Origin of the sequence: Pseudoalteromonas sp. SR41-4, assembly GCF_014163985.1 — a bacterium.
In the GTDB taxonomy this organism is placed as follows: Bacteria; Pseudomonadota; Gammaproteobacteria; order Enterobacterales; family Alteromonadaceae; genus Pseudoalteromonas; species Pseudoalteromonas rhizosphaerae.
Genome location: NZ_JACJEI010000013.1, coordinates 1 through 14,940, shown reverse-complemented (window position 1 = coordinate 14,940; position 14,940 = coordinate 1). Strand labels below are relative to the sequence as shown.

Here is a 14,940-nt window from a genome sequence, read left to right as displayed (position 1 = left end):
AGAAACTACTAAGTAGTAGCTATATAATAACCACTCATGATTACGTAATTTGAGCAATAGATTATTTATATGCAACGATACTTCTTTGTGCAGAAGTGATCTTATCGTTCTGATCATAAGAAACATCATACGATTGCTGCGTTATTGCAAATTTACTGAATAGTTCGCAAACATCTGCTTTAGAAGCAAAAAATAGGCCATCAATGTCAGTGAAATAATCCGGCGAAAATTGTCGCGCAAACCCATCATGCTGATATCCTGAGTTTATAAATGCAGGATGAGTATCAGCATACATAATAGAAAATATACAACCGCCTGGTTTTAACACTCGGTAAGATTCACTAAGGGCAACTAAAATATCTGAGCGAGGAACACAGTTTAAAGCGCTTCTGTCTATCACTAAGTCGAACGAATTATCTTGCCAAGGTAACTGAGTAAAATGACCATTAACTAAATCAGCTTTAAGTTGTAACCTTGTTAGACGCTCTTGAGCAAAATCTAAAGCAACTGAAGATATATCAATACCAGCAACATCAACTCCCTCTTCAGCCATAAAAACGATATTATTTCCAGCACCACAGCCTAACTCTAATGCACTTAAACTTGAATTAGTGTGCCTTAATCGCATCACCAATGATACGATTGCATCATAAGGGTATTTATTTAATTGCCTGCCCTGCTGATAAATATTCTGCCAATTACCCATTTCACTTCATGACCAAGAGTGTTTGTTGCTCTAGCTTGTCAATTGCAGACGCCATATCTAAAACACTGCATCCATATTTATCCGCAATATCAATAGAGTCGTGCTCTCCATCACTATAATTTAATAACATCTTAATGTAATTAAGCTCATCGAGTTGGCTTACACGCTCTTTACTAAAAAAACTTAACGTTGGATACAACCCTTTACTACCTAAGTTAGGTTCACCAAAAGGTAGTGTATTCTCAAAAGTCGCAGCTTGTTCAAACGCCAAAAATATTTTCTCTAATTTATCAATACTATCAAGCAGTGGTTTTATTCCCATAAACGCTTTAGTATCAAGGGAAGTATGATACTGGTGGTAGCCAGAATGAAAACTACGGCTGACACAGCACACTGGCAATTGAAAGCCGGGAGAATTATATTGCCTTTCATCAGAACCACTTAAAGGACTAAATTGTATGTTTTCATGGTTATAATCATGTTGATTTAGATGATATAGAAGTTTATCTAGCATACCATTATCATTCCGACTATGTTTAAAAACTAATTTTTCAGGTTCTCCACCCATACAATTAATAACCAGCCCAGAAACCATGTTTGCAGTAAAATGCTTCCCCATTAAATGAAGCAATCCTAAACTACCTATTGTTTCAGGGTGTAATGCAAAACGGTAGGAGTAACGACGTTTTGGCCATTTTTTAATACGATTAAATAAGCCTAAAAGAACTAAAGGGCCGCTCAGCTCATTATTCGCCATTGATGGGTGACATAGATATGAACTTAATAATACTTCTTGTTTAGATTCACCATTTAAAACTGATTGGGCGATATCCAACGAACCATCTACAAACTGACTCTTAATTACAGCTTTGTATGTTCCCTCTTTAAGTTGTTCACGTATTTCATGAGCGATACAAAAACCCCAACGCTTTTTATAGTAGCTAGTAACATAAGGGATTGCAGTTGGCTGCTCAGGTAGGCTATATAAGTGCTTTTGAAGCTCTTCAAGGCTAAGCTCTCTTTCTACAGATTCTGAGTAATTAACGACCTCAATATTCAATCGCTGCATATCAGCAATTTTCTCTCCATCAGGCCCTAATAAATAAGCATCTTCACAATGCCACTCCTTAGGTACAGTCCAATCAAATATTTTTTCACCAGAAGCAATAGAAGAAATATTAAGCGGCATATACCGCGAGAGAATACTATAACTTTGTCGTAAGCCTGGACCTGTTATAGAACGAAGAATAGGGAAAAGTTCATCAAATAACTCATTGTAGAAAGCCTCTGATTCTTGGTAATCTTTCACTTTATTCCTTTCCTAAGTCACATTTTTCATCATAGTGGATTTTATAATCAGCCATTATCTCTTGGATATAACATTTCCATAACTTATTTAGCTGTTTATATTTTTCTAAACAAAATACTTCGTCTTCATATTGATACAAAAGCGTAATCATCGGGCAGTGATAATATAAGAGCGCGCCTTTTATTATATGAAATATATGCCCTAAGCTAGTATTTCTTAAAGAGTAAACATACCTAGCTTGACGCTGTAATTGCTTAGCAGCAATACTACGACTTGTAATATCTTCATCAATAATTGAGAGTAGATGCTCGCAAATATCCTGAAGTCTATCCACTGCAATCAATCTATCTTCTACATCATCAACAGGTAATACTGTAAAATAATTATTCTTGATATTGCTGATAACCAACTCTTTATCAATCTCTTTTTCAATATCAATTAAATTATCTGCTGCAGTAGGAATAGCACCTTGAAGTTTTGCACCGTTTCCTACATTTATGCAGTTATTCACTTTGTAAAGACTTAGAAGCTTTTCTAACTGCGCATGAGCCACAAGAAAGAGATCATTTGAAACAACATGGCCACCCAAATTACCTTCAATCAATCGACCATTGAACTCTAAACTACCGTACCCCTCTGAATCATCATCATTATTTACTTTGTAAATACTATCTTTACTGTGATGTGAGCCTGATGGCTGTTTACCGTTATCAATACCAAAAAGATAGATATTTCTAAATCCCATATGAAGTAAAAACGAAAGGGCTGCATTTGCAACAACAGGATTACAGTAAGGGATCAATGGTAAAATTTGGGACAAATGAACTTGAGATATAACGTCCATTAAACATGTTCCCGCCTCATTACCTTTTCCCGCTATTCCTGCCCATTTATAACGTTTATTCGTATCAGGATATAAAGTATTAAGGCCCAGCAAGTTCACTTTTTTGTATTCATCAGCAGGGAAAATATCACCAAAAATTTTATAGTTCGAATATGGACGTTCAACTAACACATGAAAGTCAACTGGGATACCCTTCTTATATAATGACGCTATGGCGGTTCCCGCAGCGATTACGATCCCTTTTTGATGGTTATTTTTTAAAAATACTTCAGCTTCATCCAGCGATGGACCATTACCAACAATAAATATAGGTGTATCAAAGTCTATTTCCTGGGTCGTCTTCGTTAGTAACGCAGCTTTATTTCGAATATGATGGATACTATGAGCAAGCCCAGTTATTGCATCGTTGTAAAACCCATGACCAAACTGAAAACGGAAGTAATCTTCACTCCACTGCTTAATCAAAACATTTAGTTCTGTACCGGGTGTATGCTGATAGCAAAAACTGCGCACTAAGGAAAATGCACCAATGTCTTCGGCTATTTTTTCAAGGTCAATTATAAATGATTTATGATCAACACCTAAATGAAAAAACAAGCACCCTCCATTGGAATCAATTTTTTTTATAATTTCAAACCAATCAGTGCAAAATAAACTCGCAAAAAATTGTTCAAAATCTGGTTCAACTAAAAATATATAGTCAAATTGAGTATCTTCCAAAAGAAGCGGAACATGATAACCTAGCCCGATACCAAAAATAACTGCGGAAGGAAATGAAGATGGTAAGTTACGAACTACAGGTTTACTTTCGGCTCTGACTTTTTTCATAAAGCGAGTTAACTTTACCATATATCGAGAGTGAATACGGGTATCGTCATCATCTTCAGGATAACCAGTGTAGTCAGTTAAACTAAATACGGGCCTTTCTCTTTGTGCCTGTATTTGTTTTTCAGTTTGAGTAATGGGGTCTTGTGAATAAAGTAAAGTATTTCCACCACTTGGTATAAAATTACCATGCCCGGACTCTGTAACATGTAAGCAAAAGTCATCTTTGGTTTTAAAGTTTTTTATTGCTATTGCTATATCAGGGAAAAACTCAGAAAAACACTCAAAATTCTTTTCAAATCGCTCATTTGCTTCTGTAGCAAAAATCGCCTCTCTTTCTTGATGTTTTATAGTTTTTTCAAGTTTTTCTGAGATGTGCTCAAGCTCGTTATTAATATCTATATTCTTTATCATGTCGGTTACCTACTTGATATTTTTATACACATTTATTTTTTTTTGCGTATTAATATGAATACCAAGTTCTTTTGCAGCCTGCTGTTTTTTGAGGCTTATTTCTAATACCGTAGTATTCAATTTGATTGAAAAATCCGATAAAAATAACACATCGTTTTCGCTGAGGTTCTCAGGTGAGGTAAAGAGTGCTTTCAATGTTCTATCAATTAATAGTAACTTGCTTTGAGCTGACTCTATATCACCTTCAGCTAAATATTGATTAATTACAGACAAATCGGGGGCTAACTGAGACAATAAACTAGCCGACATTAGCATCTATACCATTTTCACTAAGTGTTTTTTCTCGAACGTCATGAGGAATAGCATCCCAAGCAGACTTTATTTCTTTCAATAAATTAGATACTTCTTCAACAATTGCAGGATCATTTTTTATTGTTGCATCAACTAAGCGATCTATCATATAAGAATAAAGTGCATATAAATTATCAGTCACTTCACCACCAACTTTAAAATCTAAACAGCCCCTTAAGGCTTCAATAATAGCAGTCGCTTTAGATAAATGTTCGGCCTTCGCTTCCATATGTTTTCTTTCAATAGCAACTTTAGACATCACCATTTTTTCAATCGCACCCGCCATTAACATTTGAATTATTTCATAGCGATCAGCACCGGCAACACGGGTCTTGAGTGCTTCTTTCTGATAATTTTTTACTTTGGCGTTATACATATTAAAACCCTTTTAAATCAAAATTAATTTATGATTTGTTTCTTGTAAATCCCGGTAAGCTCGCAAGCTGCGCTCCTAAGTACTGTTGTGTTGATTGCATTTGCGCCAGTAACACATCTAAACCCGCATATTGCTTTCTAAGCCTACTTTCTAATTCGGTCATTCTAAATTCATGCTTTAGTACATCATCTTCTAAATCAGTGACCTGTGTATTTAAATTATCTTCTCGTTGCTTTAAAATGCCTTTTGAACTTACGTAATTATCTAAAAAAGATTCGAACTGTTTAGCAACACCATTTTCACCAGCAAAAGCCTTTCCGATATCATCAAAATTTTCATCCATTGCTGTATTTAAACTGCGGACTAAAGTTGATTTTTCTAGATAACCTTTCTTATCAACACCCAAGCCAATATCGAAAATACTTGTGAAAGGCCCTGCATCCGTTAAATTTGTAGAAAGCATATTGACCATTTGCGAGCTCAAAGTACGAATGGTTGCATCGCTATTTAAAGGTTTACCAACTCTCGATTGCAGACCTAACTGCCCTATAGCATTGTTATAATTAGCAATAAATTCATCAATTAATGTTGTAACGCTCTCACGGTCATAGCTAACAGCTAACTTTGCCGTCTCTCCATCAACGCTTTGTCGTTTAGCAGTGATCGTCATATCTTGTACAGCATCTTTAAAGGTATTGGTGTCATTTGTTATTGTTATGCCATCTACTTTTATAACTGCACTTTTTGCTTCATTTCCAGCTGTTATACCAATACCACCGCTACCAGAAGCTCCACCATTAGCATCTGTAGATACATTGTCTAGCTCAGCATTATCATTGGTAATTACCAAGTCATTACCAGCGCCACTCACACTCGAAGTAAGAACCAACTTTGACTCAGTACCAGTATTTATTATATTTGCTGTTACACCAAAATTATCATCCGAGTCATTAATTGCGTCACGCAAATCAGCTAATGTCGCACCCGCATCAAGAGTTAGGTCAAAGCTTTTGTCTCCAGCAGCAAATGACAAGGTGCCTCCAGAAGCAGTGACCACATCGTCAGTAGATGTAAACAAAGGAGGTACGGCATCGTTTGACGTTGCACGACTGCCTTGAGCAAGTGCAACAACTTCAATTTTAAAATTACCAGGCGTAATATCTTTTGTTGGGGTAACTGAGACGAGATCACCGTCATCACTTGTTGGTTGAGTGATATTAGCAATACGTTTATTAAAATTATCAGGATCTGCTAGCTTTTTTATTGTGTCTTGTAGCTTGGATAACGCAGACTTGATCTCTCCGATTGAAGATAATTCAACTTCTAACGACTTGTCCTTTTTTGCAAAGGCATTCATTTTTGGAACATTTTCGGCATCAACAGATGCTGTTATGATACTTTCGAGATCCAGCCCAGATCCAATACCTGCGGATGTTATAAGTGGCATACTTCTCTCCTACTATCTGTTCCAAAAAATATTATACAGTTTGATTTAGTAACAAACCTTTGTTAGTTAGTTTATCGGCAAATTCATCTAAAGCTTTAGCAACTTCTCTAAACTCTTCAGTTGGAATTTCACGAATAACTTCTTCGCTTGTTTTATCAAACACTTTAATTATTGGTGGATCACCCTGCTCATCAAATTCAAATTTTAAATTTGTTGCCGTCACAGGAATATATTTATTTAATTTCTCTAAGTTTTCTTTCACTTCGTCGATCAGTGCTTTTCTTTCACTTTCAGAATCAAGTTGCTGACTATTATCAACAAGTGCGGGCTCTCTACCAGCAATTTTTGTACCAGCTTTTTCAACAGTTGCTTTTTTACTTGCTTCGTTTAACTCATTTTTATTTGTAAAAGATGAATTAGCGGTGAAGTTTTCACTCGATTTAATTATTCCACCTAAGTCAGCCATAGTAGCTCTCCTTCAAAATACAAACAAAGTATAAGTCATTATCGAGACAATATCTCAATAATGACCTAATTAACCGTCTAGCCTAGTAACGATAATGCTACTTGTGGACGCTGGTTTGCTTGACTCAAAATAGATTGGCTTGCTTGTTGTAATATTTGAGATTTAGTCAAATTAGCTGTTTCGGCAGCGAAATCAGTATCTTTAATACGTGACTTAGCAGCACTCAAGTTTTCTGAAATGTTAGATTGGTTACGAATAGTTGATTGAAAACGATTTTGTACAGCACCGAGTTCGGCACGTTTTTTATCAACTACTGCAATCATTGCATCCATACCTGCCATTACTGCTTGTGCGTTAGCTTGAGAAGATACACTAATACCACTTGCTGTAAATACAGTTGCAAAGTCGGTATTATCAGCTGAAGCACCAACCTGCGAACTAATTGTTCCCGCAGTAGCACTTAAGCTTGCACCTGTCACAGCACTTGCTACACCTGCAATACCTGACATAGTAAAGCCATTATTACCCGCAACCGAGTTTGCAGTGCCACCAACAGAAGCCATACTAAAGCTAATATTCTGTACAGCATCAGCACCAACTTGGAAGTTAGCTGAGAATGAACCATCTAGTAGATTTTGACCACCAAATGTTGTATCTGCAGCAACACGATTTACTTCTTCTGATAATGAACGAATTTCTTCTTGTACTGCTAAACGATCTTCATCTGTATTTGAACCGTTTGAAGCTTGTTGAGCAAGAGTACGAATACGCTGGAACATTGACGTAGTCTCATCAAGTGCGCCTTCAGCAGTCTGCGCAAGTGAGATCCCATCATTAGCATTTCGGTTACCTTGATTCAAACCATTTATTTGACTAGTTAAACGGTTAGATATTTGCATGCCTGCAGCATCATCTTTTGCACTATTAATGCGAAAACCTGATGATAGACGTTGAAAGGATGTATCGAGCTGGTTACCAGATTTCATCAACTGGCGCTGTGCGTTCAATGAACTCACATTAGTATTTACATATAAAGCCATAATAGCCTCCGCTTTATCATTTTAAATAGAATAACAACGGGATACCCCTACCCTGTTATTACTCCAGACTGAGAGTCCTAGATTTTTAGTTCTCTAAGTCAGTTATCGTCAGATAAAACGGAAACTTTAGCTTTATTTATAAATTTTTAACAACGTTATACTATTTTAACCCTGTAACAAGCTTAATGCAGCCTGAGGCCTTTGATTTGCTTGGCCTAATATTGTTTGGCTCGCTTGTTGTAAAATTTGGTTTTTAGTTAAGTTAGCTGTCTCCATTGCAAAATCAGCATCTTTAATTCTTGATTTAGCAGAGGCTAAATTTTCAGAAATATTAGCTTGATTTCGTATTGTCGACTGAAAACGGTTTTGTACCGCACCTAATTCAGCGCGTTTTTTATCAACCACCGCTATTAGAGAATCCATACCCGCAAACACAGCCTGTGCATTTACTTGTGATGACACACTAATACCTGCAGCTGTAAATACAGAAGAAAAATCTAATGTTGTTGATGCCGTTGCGCCATCAACTGAGCTTACATTAGCTGCGAGCGTTGAAAGTGCTTTACCACCCACGGCTGAAGCAACACCGGCAACACCTGATATAGTAAAACCACCATTAGCAGCGAGAGAATTAGCTGTATCGCCAACAGACTGCATACTAAAACCAATAGTCTGTACAGCATCAGCACCAACCTGAAAGCTTGCAGAATAAGAGCCATCCAATAAATTTTGACCACCGAATGTAGTGTCCGTGGCAATTCGGTTAACCTCATCAGATAACTGTCTAATCTCTTCTTGGATAGCGAGCCTATCTTCATCTGTATTAGAGCCATTTGCTGATTGCTGAGCAAGTGTTCGGATACGTTGAAATGTAGAAGTAATTTCATCAAGCGCACCTTCAGCCGTTTGTGCCAGCGAGATACCGTCATTCGCATTACGGTTGCCTTGGTTTAAACCCAAGATTTGCGATTGCAAACGATCCGATATTTGTAAACCAGCAGCATCATCCGCCGCGCTGTTAATACGCAGACCAGATGATAAACGTTTAAAGGAAGTATCTAAGTCGTTTCCAGTTCTTTCAAGCTGTCTTTGCGCATTAAGCGCACTAACATTCGTATTTACAAATAAAGCCATAATAAACTCTCTTCTTATCTGTCAAATTAAAGCCACTCTAAAATGAGTGGAGTTTTGACAAAGTGACTAGTTACAGCAGCCAAGTAAGATTGGCCCGGGGCAATAAACTGCCACTTTGCAGGTTAATTTAAAAACTTAATAAGTATTGAGCAATCTTTAGGCCAACTTTATAGATAGAGTTGCATTGAATTAGAAAAAAAGAGAAAAGGGCCTATAAGGCCCTTTGAAGATAAGTTTGAGAGTAGGTTTTAATTATTGGCATATTTTATGCTTAATAATTTATGTTCTTACAAATGTTAGAACAATACAGGATTTTTAAGCGCCTCCGCTTTATCAATCCGTTTCAGCGCCTTTGTTAATACCCCATTAAACAAAGGCGCTACATTCTTAGTCAATTAATTGACTATTTCCAACCAATTATCCTAGAAGACTTAATGCAGCCTGTGGACGTTGATTAGCCTGGCTAAGAATTGTTTGGCTAGCCTGTTGTAGAATCTGCATTTTTGTTAAGTTTGCAGTTTCTTGAGCAAAGTCAGTATCTTTAATACGTGATTTTGCAGCACTTAGATTCTCTGAGATATTTGATTGGTTACGAATCGTTGACTGAAAACGATTTTGTACCGCACCCAGCTCAGCTCGTTTTTTATCAACAACCGCGATAAGCGAATCCATACCAGCCATTACAGCTTGCGCATTCGCTTGTGAAGATACGCTAATGCCGCTTGCTGTAAATACCGCAGCAAAACCTGTAGCATCAGCTGATGAACCTACTTGCGAACTAATTGTTCCAGCTGTAGCACTTAAACTTGCGCCTGTTACCGCACTGGCAACCCCTGCAATACCTGACATGGTAAAACCGTTATTACCAGCGATTGAGTTAGCCGTACCGCCAACTGACGCCATACTAAAGCTGATATTCTGTACAGCATCTGCGCCAACTTGGAAATTCGCGGAGAAAGAACCGTCTAAAAGGTTTTGACCACCAAACGTTGTATCTGCAGCAACACGATTTACTTCTTCAGATAATGAGCGAATCTCTTCTTGCACCGCTAAACGGTCTTCATCAGTATTTGAGCCGTTAGCTGCTTGCTGTGATAATGTTCTGATACGTTGGAACATTGATGTTACTTCGTCTAATGCACCCTCAGCTGTTTGTGCTAGTGAAATACCATCGTTCGCGTTACGGTTACCTTGGTTCAAACCGTTAATTTGTGATGTTAAACGGTCAGAAATTTGTAGGCCAGCCGCATCATCTTTCGCACTGTTAATACGAAAACCTGATGATAAACGTTGGAATGATGTATCCAGTGCATTACCAGAATTATTTAATTGTCTTTGTGCGTTTAACGCGCTAACATTTGTATTTACATATAAAGCCATGATATCTCTCCAGAAGTAAACTTATCATTTACTCTCAAACTTACTAGATTAAGCAGTGGTTGTTATTTACAACGCTTTGCTTGGTTAATTAAGTTATCGGTCTAGCAAAAAAATCCTTTAGCTTTTTTTTAATTTTTTTAACTTTATTTTTTAAGCTCTTGTAATTTAATGAATTTTTAAATTGTTTAATTAATGAATTCCATTAAACGAATAAAAGATTATTGTACAGGTCTTTTTCTTCAGGAAATTATTAAGCTGTTAAATAGTAAGGAGATGATCTTAAAAGGCTGGAGAAATACGAGAGTAAGGCAATATATTGCCTTACTCCTTTACTTACTTATAAGTAATCGAACAGTGATAATTTAGCCAAGCGGCCAAAAGTTGCCTGCGAGGCTTGTAGTGCAGTTTCTTGCTTCGTGAGTTCAGTAATGGCCTCAGCCATATCGAGTTCAATTAAATCTGCACGAGAAGATTTGTTATTTACATCAAGGTCACTATTAGATTGCGTGATTTTTTCAGCTGTATTTAACCGCCCACCTAAACCAGCCTGCGTTAAAGAGACCTGATTTTTACTATTGTCGATCTGGATCATGGCCGCTGCCAATACTTGCTCATAATCTTCTTGGCTAATTGTTGGATCAGTCAGTCCTGCGATCAAATCACTTAAGGTGTTTAAAATATTTTCTTTTTGCGGTGCTTCTAAAGTAAAGTCTACCTGCCCATTTGCCACGGGGCTAATGTCGATTTCCAACCCTGCAAATTTAATTTGTGATCCCTCAAAGCTGCCAGAGCTGATCACACTTCCACCTTGTTCAACCTGATAAGTATTAGGTGTACCTGCTGTCGTTATAATATTAAACGTATTTGCTCCGACTGCGGCAGCAGGATCAGCGTTATAATTTGCTTTATGAAAAGAGTCAAACTGAGCTTGTTCACGCACATACACTTTTGCACTAGTGATCCCTCCTGATGCAACACCATCATTCGAGGCGACGTCTAAACGTGCATTGACCTTTTCAAACGTATCAACCCCATTATCACTGGATTTAATTTCAACTCCTTCTGCTACTTTAATTTTATGCTGGCCTTGGTCGCCACCATAAACATATTTGCCAGTTGAAGAATCAAGCGAATAGGTTTGGGTATTATCTTGATAGCCTGAAAATATATACTTCCCATCTTCAGTTTTAGCATTCATTAAATCAAGCACACTACTTTGTATAGATTTAATCTCTTCAGCAATACCTTCACGATCTATATCTGTATAAACACCATTACCAGCTTGAATTGCTAATGTATGTGCTTTTTCAAGCGAACCTTTAATATTCTCAAGTACACTTTCTTGGGTATTTAAACGACTCGTCAGCATAGTAATATTTTTACTGTATTGCTCATTCGCTTGTATACGATCGGTATACAGTAACGCCCGTGCTGTTGCCGATGGATCATCTGAAGCTGTAAGCACTCGCTTTTGGGTATTAACTTGCTCTTGTGCTTTATTGACATTTTGCTGATTATTCAAAATCGAATTAACACTGTTTTGGTACATCAAATTATTAGATAAACGCATAATTACCTCGCAGCATTAAGTAAAGTATCAAAAATTGTACGGGCTGTTGATAGCACTTGTGCAGACGCCGCATAAGATTGTTGAAAACGCAATAAATTGGCTGCTTCTTCATCAAGGTTTACTCCCGAGAGTGACTCATACCAGGCTTCAGACTGTTGAGCTAATGCCTCAAAAGCAGCGCCATTAGTCTTCGCTTGATTGGTTACAACACCAATATCAGTAACTAACCCTGCATAGGCTTGATTAAATGTTTTATGATTATCTGCAGTTGAAGTTGTGGTCACATTTTGCCGAACTAACTCACCACTTTGTAACCCAGCCAACATTAAGCCATTGCGGTTATCATCAAAACCACCTTCATTAAACTCCAGTGTAAAACTATCGCCTGTTGCTGGAATGCCTTCAATATTAAAGTCAAAGCCATATAATTCGAAACCATTCCCAGCTTGTGAAAGCATATTTTCAGCAGGCGGAGTGACTGTAAAAGTACTTGTATTGACCCCATCTGATATTGTGTATTCATCTGGGTTAGCAGTTTTCACTATCGTGATATCGCCATTAGCAAGATTCGGAGGTGTCGTAGTTGTAAAACCACCTGAAGTCACACTACTTACACTACCTACTGAAATATTGGCATTGCCAGTGTTGTTTATGTTGTCTGCCGTACGGATTGGTGAAGCAAGCGCTAACGATTCAGGCCTATCGGTGGCAAGTGTTAAACTCGATGCAGCCTCTGCATTAAGTTTTACAGCAAATTGATCGCCAACATTACCGGTTCCTGTAACATTTAATTGTAAACCAAAAGATTCCCCACCGGTCATAGTCGATGAATCAATAACGCCAGCAACTATATTGGCGGTTGAGGGAGAGCCTAATGGTTCACCTTTATTATCGACAGGTTGTATTTCTACCGTTGTACCACTGGTATAAGTAACAATAAAGTCACTAGCAGGAATTTCACTGCCTTTACCAGGCTCTAGGGTAGCCGTCATGCTTGAGTTACCTGTATTAGCTTGATAGGCGTAACCGCCAACCGTTGGAATTGTAAAAATGTCCCCACCAAGTTCACCGTTGCCGTCCATCCCTAAACGGTTTTGTTGGTTAAAAGCATCAGCAATTGCAAGCCCCATTTGACCAAGCTGGTTTTGTGCTGGCACTAAAATATCATCACGAAATGCTAGTAACCCACCAATCTTACCTTTAAGTTTACTTACATCAACATCAAGCGGCACAGCTTTGCCGCCATTTATATCTAAACGTAACTCTTTAAAATTAGGATCCGGATCACCCGCCATCGAAAACAAATTAAATGCGCCGTCTTGCATTACGAGTGATTCACCGGTCCCCATAAATACCAGCTTTTCACCGTTGGGGCCATCAAGAGTCTCTACATCTATTAATTCCGATAACTTACGAATAGCAAGGTCTCGCTCGTTATACATGGTGCTTGAGTTTGCCTCATTACGCGTACCATTTACCGTAGCTATTTGCTTATTCAAACTGCTAATATTTTGAATCAATGTATTCGCTTCATCAGAAAAAATTTCTAACTGCTCATTCACGATGTTTTTTTGATCAAATACAATGCCTGACAAACGATCCATTTGATCAATCAAATTTTCTGCATCTGTCATAACCAACGAACGTGCAACTGTTGATGATGGCTGATTTAAGCTTTCCTGCACATTGTTGAATAACGAATTCATACTGCTCGATAAGCTATTGGATTCTTGAGAAAACAAGCTATCAACCCGGCCTGCTTCTGTAACAAATTGATCAAAAAAGGTTTTATTTGAAGTATCGCGATTGAGCTGCTTTTGAGCAAATTCATTCAATAATCGATATGTTTCACCACGACCAACTTGATTGTCGATCATGGTCATATGCTCTGTACGCTCACGTACATAACCAACTGTATTTATATTGGCAATGTTTTTACTCGTCGTTTGTAGCAATTCTGAATTAGCGCGAACGCCTGAATTTGCAATGTCTAATAAATTAAACGACATCTTAATTTACTCCTTGGCGAACCAATGTTGTCGCCAGTGTTTTAAGTTCTGTACGATTAAGTACTTGCTTAATTTTTTCGGCATAATTGGGGTCTGTGGCATAACCTGCTTTTTGTAAAGAGTCTAAAAAAGCGGCCGGTTTTGCGGTATTTTGTAATGCTTCTTGGTAGCGTGGGTTTTCCGTTAAAAACTGCACAAAGTCATTCACGCTGTCTTTAATCGAATCATATGCTCTAAAGCTGGCTTGTCTTTTTACTGGTGTACCTTGCTCAAATTCGAGTGTCATTTTATTGGCTTTCTCACCCTGCCAGCTTCTATCTGATTTGATATTGAATAAGTTAAAGCTGCTGTTGCCATCACTTTTATTAATAATATGCTTACCCCAACCAGTCTCAAGAGCTGCTTGTGCAACAATCACAGCAGGGTTCAAACCAATTTTTTCAGCTGCTGTTTTTGCATGCTCCCAAACACTACTAATAAAATCTTCTGCATTTTCAAACTGAGGTTTTTGCGCTATTGATGGGCTGCTATTAACAGCCTTGGTGTCAGCCGTGTTTTCAGTATTCGTACCTGTTGCACGCTGATCACTGGTAAAATCATCAACAGTACGCAGCACTGAACTAGGGGTAAAGTTTTTTCCATCAGGAGAAAGTTGTTGCACTATGAGATCGGCTAAACCCAATGACCCTTTTGAAGATAAATCAACTGATAACTGTTGATCATGCATTTCTTCAAAAAACTTTACACCACTGGAATTAAAAGGACTGTCTTCGTCTTCAAACGCTTCATTTGCTTTACGCATACTTTTAAGAAGCATCTGCGTAAAAATAGATTCAAATTGTGCCGCTGCTTTTTTTAGCGCTTCTTTCGATGCTTCAGGCGAGGCACCACTTTTTAAGGCATCTTGACGTAACGTATTAAGATTGCCTAAATCAAAGAAGTTTTGTTTATCGAGATGATTAGTATCCATCAGCAATTTGACACAGTGATTAATAATATTATTAACAATGCAATAATTGAGCCAATGCGAGTTTGCGAGTTTGCGAGTTTGCGAGTTTGCGAGTTTGCG

General features: G+C 37.7%; 13 protein-coding genes. All 13 read right to left on the bottom strand.

The features are described from left to right. Window positions 1-61 precede the first annotated feature (61 nt). The 13 genes from H5180_RS11830 to flgJ all read right to left on the bottom strand — a co-directional run bounded on the left by H5180_RS11830 (window position 62) and on the right by flgJ (window position 14,841). Entirely contained in the window at window positions 62-706 is a 645-nt protein-coding gene (locus tag H5180_RS11830; RefSeq protein ID WP_182758294.1) for a class I SAM-dependent methyltransferase, read from the bottom strand. A 1-nt stretch (window position 707) separates the two neighbouring features. Continuing rightward, on the bottom strand, window positions 708-2,015 hold the full coding sequence (locus H5180_RS11825) for a DUF4910 domain-containing protein (RefSeq protein ID WP_182758293.1): 1,308 nt from the start codon (window positions 2,013-2,015) through the stop codon (window positions 708-710). A gap of 1 nt (window position 2,016) precedes the next feature. Next, window positions 2,017-4,098, bottom strand: coding sequence for a 6-hydroxymethylpterin diphosphokinase MptE-like protein (locus tag H5180_RS11820; RefSeq protein WP_182739656.1), 2,082 nt, complete (start codon window positions 4,096-4,098; stop codon window positions 2,017-2,019). A gap of 9 nt (window positions 4,099-4,107) precedes the next feature. Continuing rightward, a complete protein-coding gene (locus tag H5180_RS11815) occupies window positions 4,108-4,407 on the bottom strand; it encodes a hypothetical protein (RefSeq protein ID WP_182718206.1) in 300 nt (99 codons plus the stop codon). After that, a complete protein-coding gene (gene fliS / locus H5180_RS11810; protein ID WP_149981556.1) occupies window positions 4,397-4,825 on the bottom strand; it encodes a flagellar export chaperone FliS in 429 nt (142 codons plus the stop codon). The genes H5180_RS11815 and fliS overlap by 11 nt, the downstream gene beginning before the upstream one ends. Window positions 4,826-4,853: 28 nt before the next feature. After that, a complete protein-coding gene (gene fliD, locus H5180_RS11805) occupies window positions 4,854-6,272 on the bottom strand; it encodes a flagellar filament capping protein FliD (RefSeq protein ID WP_182734918.1) in 1,419 nt (472 codons plus the stop codon). A 31-nt stretch (window positions 6,273-6,303) separates the two neighbouring features. Next, entirely contained in the window at window positions 6,304-6,738 is a 435-nt protein-coding gene (locus H5180_RS11800) for a flagellar protein FlaG (protein WP_149981560.1), read from the bottom strand. Between the two features lie 77 nt (window positions 6,739-6,815). Next, window positions 6,816-7,778, bottom strand: a complete 963-nt coding sequence (locus H5180_RS11795; protein WP_149981562.1) for a flagellin — start codon at window positions 7,776-7,778, stop codon at window positions 6,816-6,818. Window positions 7,779-7,943: 165 nt separating this feature from the next. After that, the gene (locus tag H5180_RS11790; RefSeq protein WP_182718208.1) at window positions 7,944-8,912 is read right to left on the bottom strand and encodes a flagellin; all 969 of its coding nucleotides are present in this window, start codon (window positions 8,910-8,912) and stop codon (window positions 7,944-7,946) included. Window positions 8,913-9,329: 417 nt separating this feature from the next. Further along, on the bottom strand, window positions 9,330-10,292 hold the full coding sequence (locus H5180_RS11785; RefSeq protein ID WP_149981565.1) for a flagellin: 963 nt from the start codon (window positions 10,290-10,292) through the stop codon (window positions 9,330-9,332). Window positions 10,293-10,629: 337 nt separating this feature from the next. Continuing rightward, on the bottom strand, window positions 10,630-11,862 hold the full coding sequence (flgL, locus tag H5180_RS11780) for a flagellar hook-associated protein FlgL (protein ID WP_182758292.1): 1,233 nt from the start codon (window positions 11,860-11,862) through the stop codon (window positions 10,630-10,632). Window positions 11,863-11,864: 2 nt separating this feature from the next. Further along, window positions 11,865-13,871, bottom strand: a complete 2,007-nt coding sequence (flgK, locus tag H5180_RS11775) for a flagellar hook-associated protein FlgK (RefSeq protein WP_182758291.1) — start codon at window positions 13,869-13,871, stop codon at window positions 11,865-11,867. Between the two features lies 1 nt (window position 13,872). Further along, on the bottom strand, window positions 13,873-14,841 hold the full coding sequence (gene flgJ, locus H5180_RS11770) for a flagellar assembly peptidoglycan hydrolase FlgJ (protein WP_182758290.1): 969 nt from the start codon (window positions 14,839-14,841) through the stop codon (window positions 13,873-13,875). Window positions 14,842-14,940 lie beyond the last annotated feature (99 nt).

What these genes read in the sequence shown, in the direction of transcription:
- H5180_RS11830 (WP_182758294.1), bottom strand. Translation starts at nt 706, where the DNA reads ATGGGTAATTGGCAGAATATTTATCAGCAGGGCAGGCAATTAAATAAA.
- H5180_RS11820 (WP_182739656.1), bottom strand. Translation starts at nt 4,098, where the DNA reads ATGATAAAGAATATAGATATTAATAACGAGCTTGAGCACATCTCAGAA.
- H5180_RS11815 (WP_182718206.1), bottom strand. Translation starts at nt 4,407, where the DNA reads ATGTCGGCTAGTTTATTGTCTCAGTTAGCCCCCGATTTGTCTGTAATT.
- fliS (WP_149981556.1), bottom strand. Translation starts at nt 4,825, where the DNA reads ATGTATAACGCCAAAGTAAAAAATTATCAGAAAGAAGCACTCAAGACC.
- fliD (WP_182734918.1), bottom strand. Translation starts at nt 6,272, where the DNA reads ATGCCACTTATAACATCCGCAGGTATTGGATCTGGGCTGGATCTCGAA.
- H5180_RS11800 (WP_149981560.1), bottom strand. Translation starts at nt 6,738, where the DNA reads ATGGCTGACTTAGGTGGAATAATTAAATCGAGTGAAAACTTCACCGCT.
- H5180_RS11795 (WP_149981562.1), bottom strand. Translation starts at nt 7,778, where the DNA reads ATGGCTTTATATGTAAATACTAATGTGAGTTCATTGAACGCACAGCGC.
- H5180_RS11790 (WP_182718208.1), bottom strand. Translation starts at nt 8,912, where the DNA reads ATGGCTTTATTTGTAAATACGAATGTTAGTGCGCTTAATGCGCAAAGA.
- H5180_RS11785 (WP_149981565.1), bottom strand. Translation starts at nt 10,292, where the DNA reads ATGGCTTTATATGTAAATACAAATGTTAGCGCGTTAAACGCACAAAGA.
- flgL (WP_182758292.1), bottom strand. Translation starts at nt 11,862, where the DNA reads ATGCGTTTATCTAATAATTTGATGTACCAAAACAGTGTTAATTCGATT.
- flgK (WP_182758291.1), bottom strand. Translation starts at nt 13,871, where the DNA reads ATGTCGTTTAATTTATTAGACATTGCAAATTCAGGCGTTCGCGCTAAT.
- flgJ (WP_182758290.1), bottom strand. Translation starts at nt 14,841, where the DNA reads ATGGATACTAATCATCTCGATAAACAAAACTTCTTTGATTTAGGCAAT.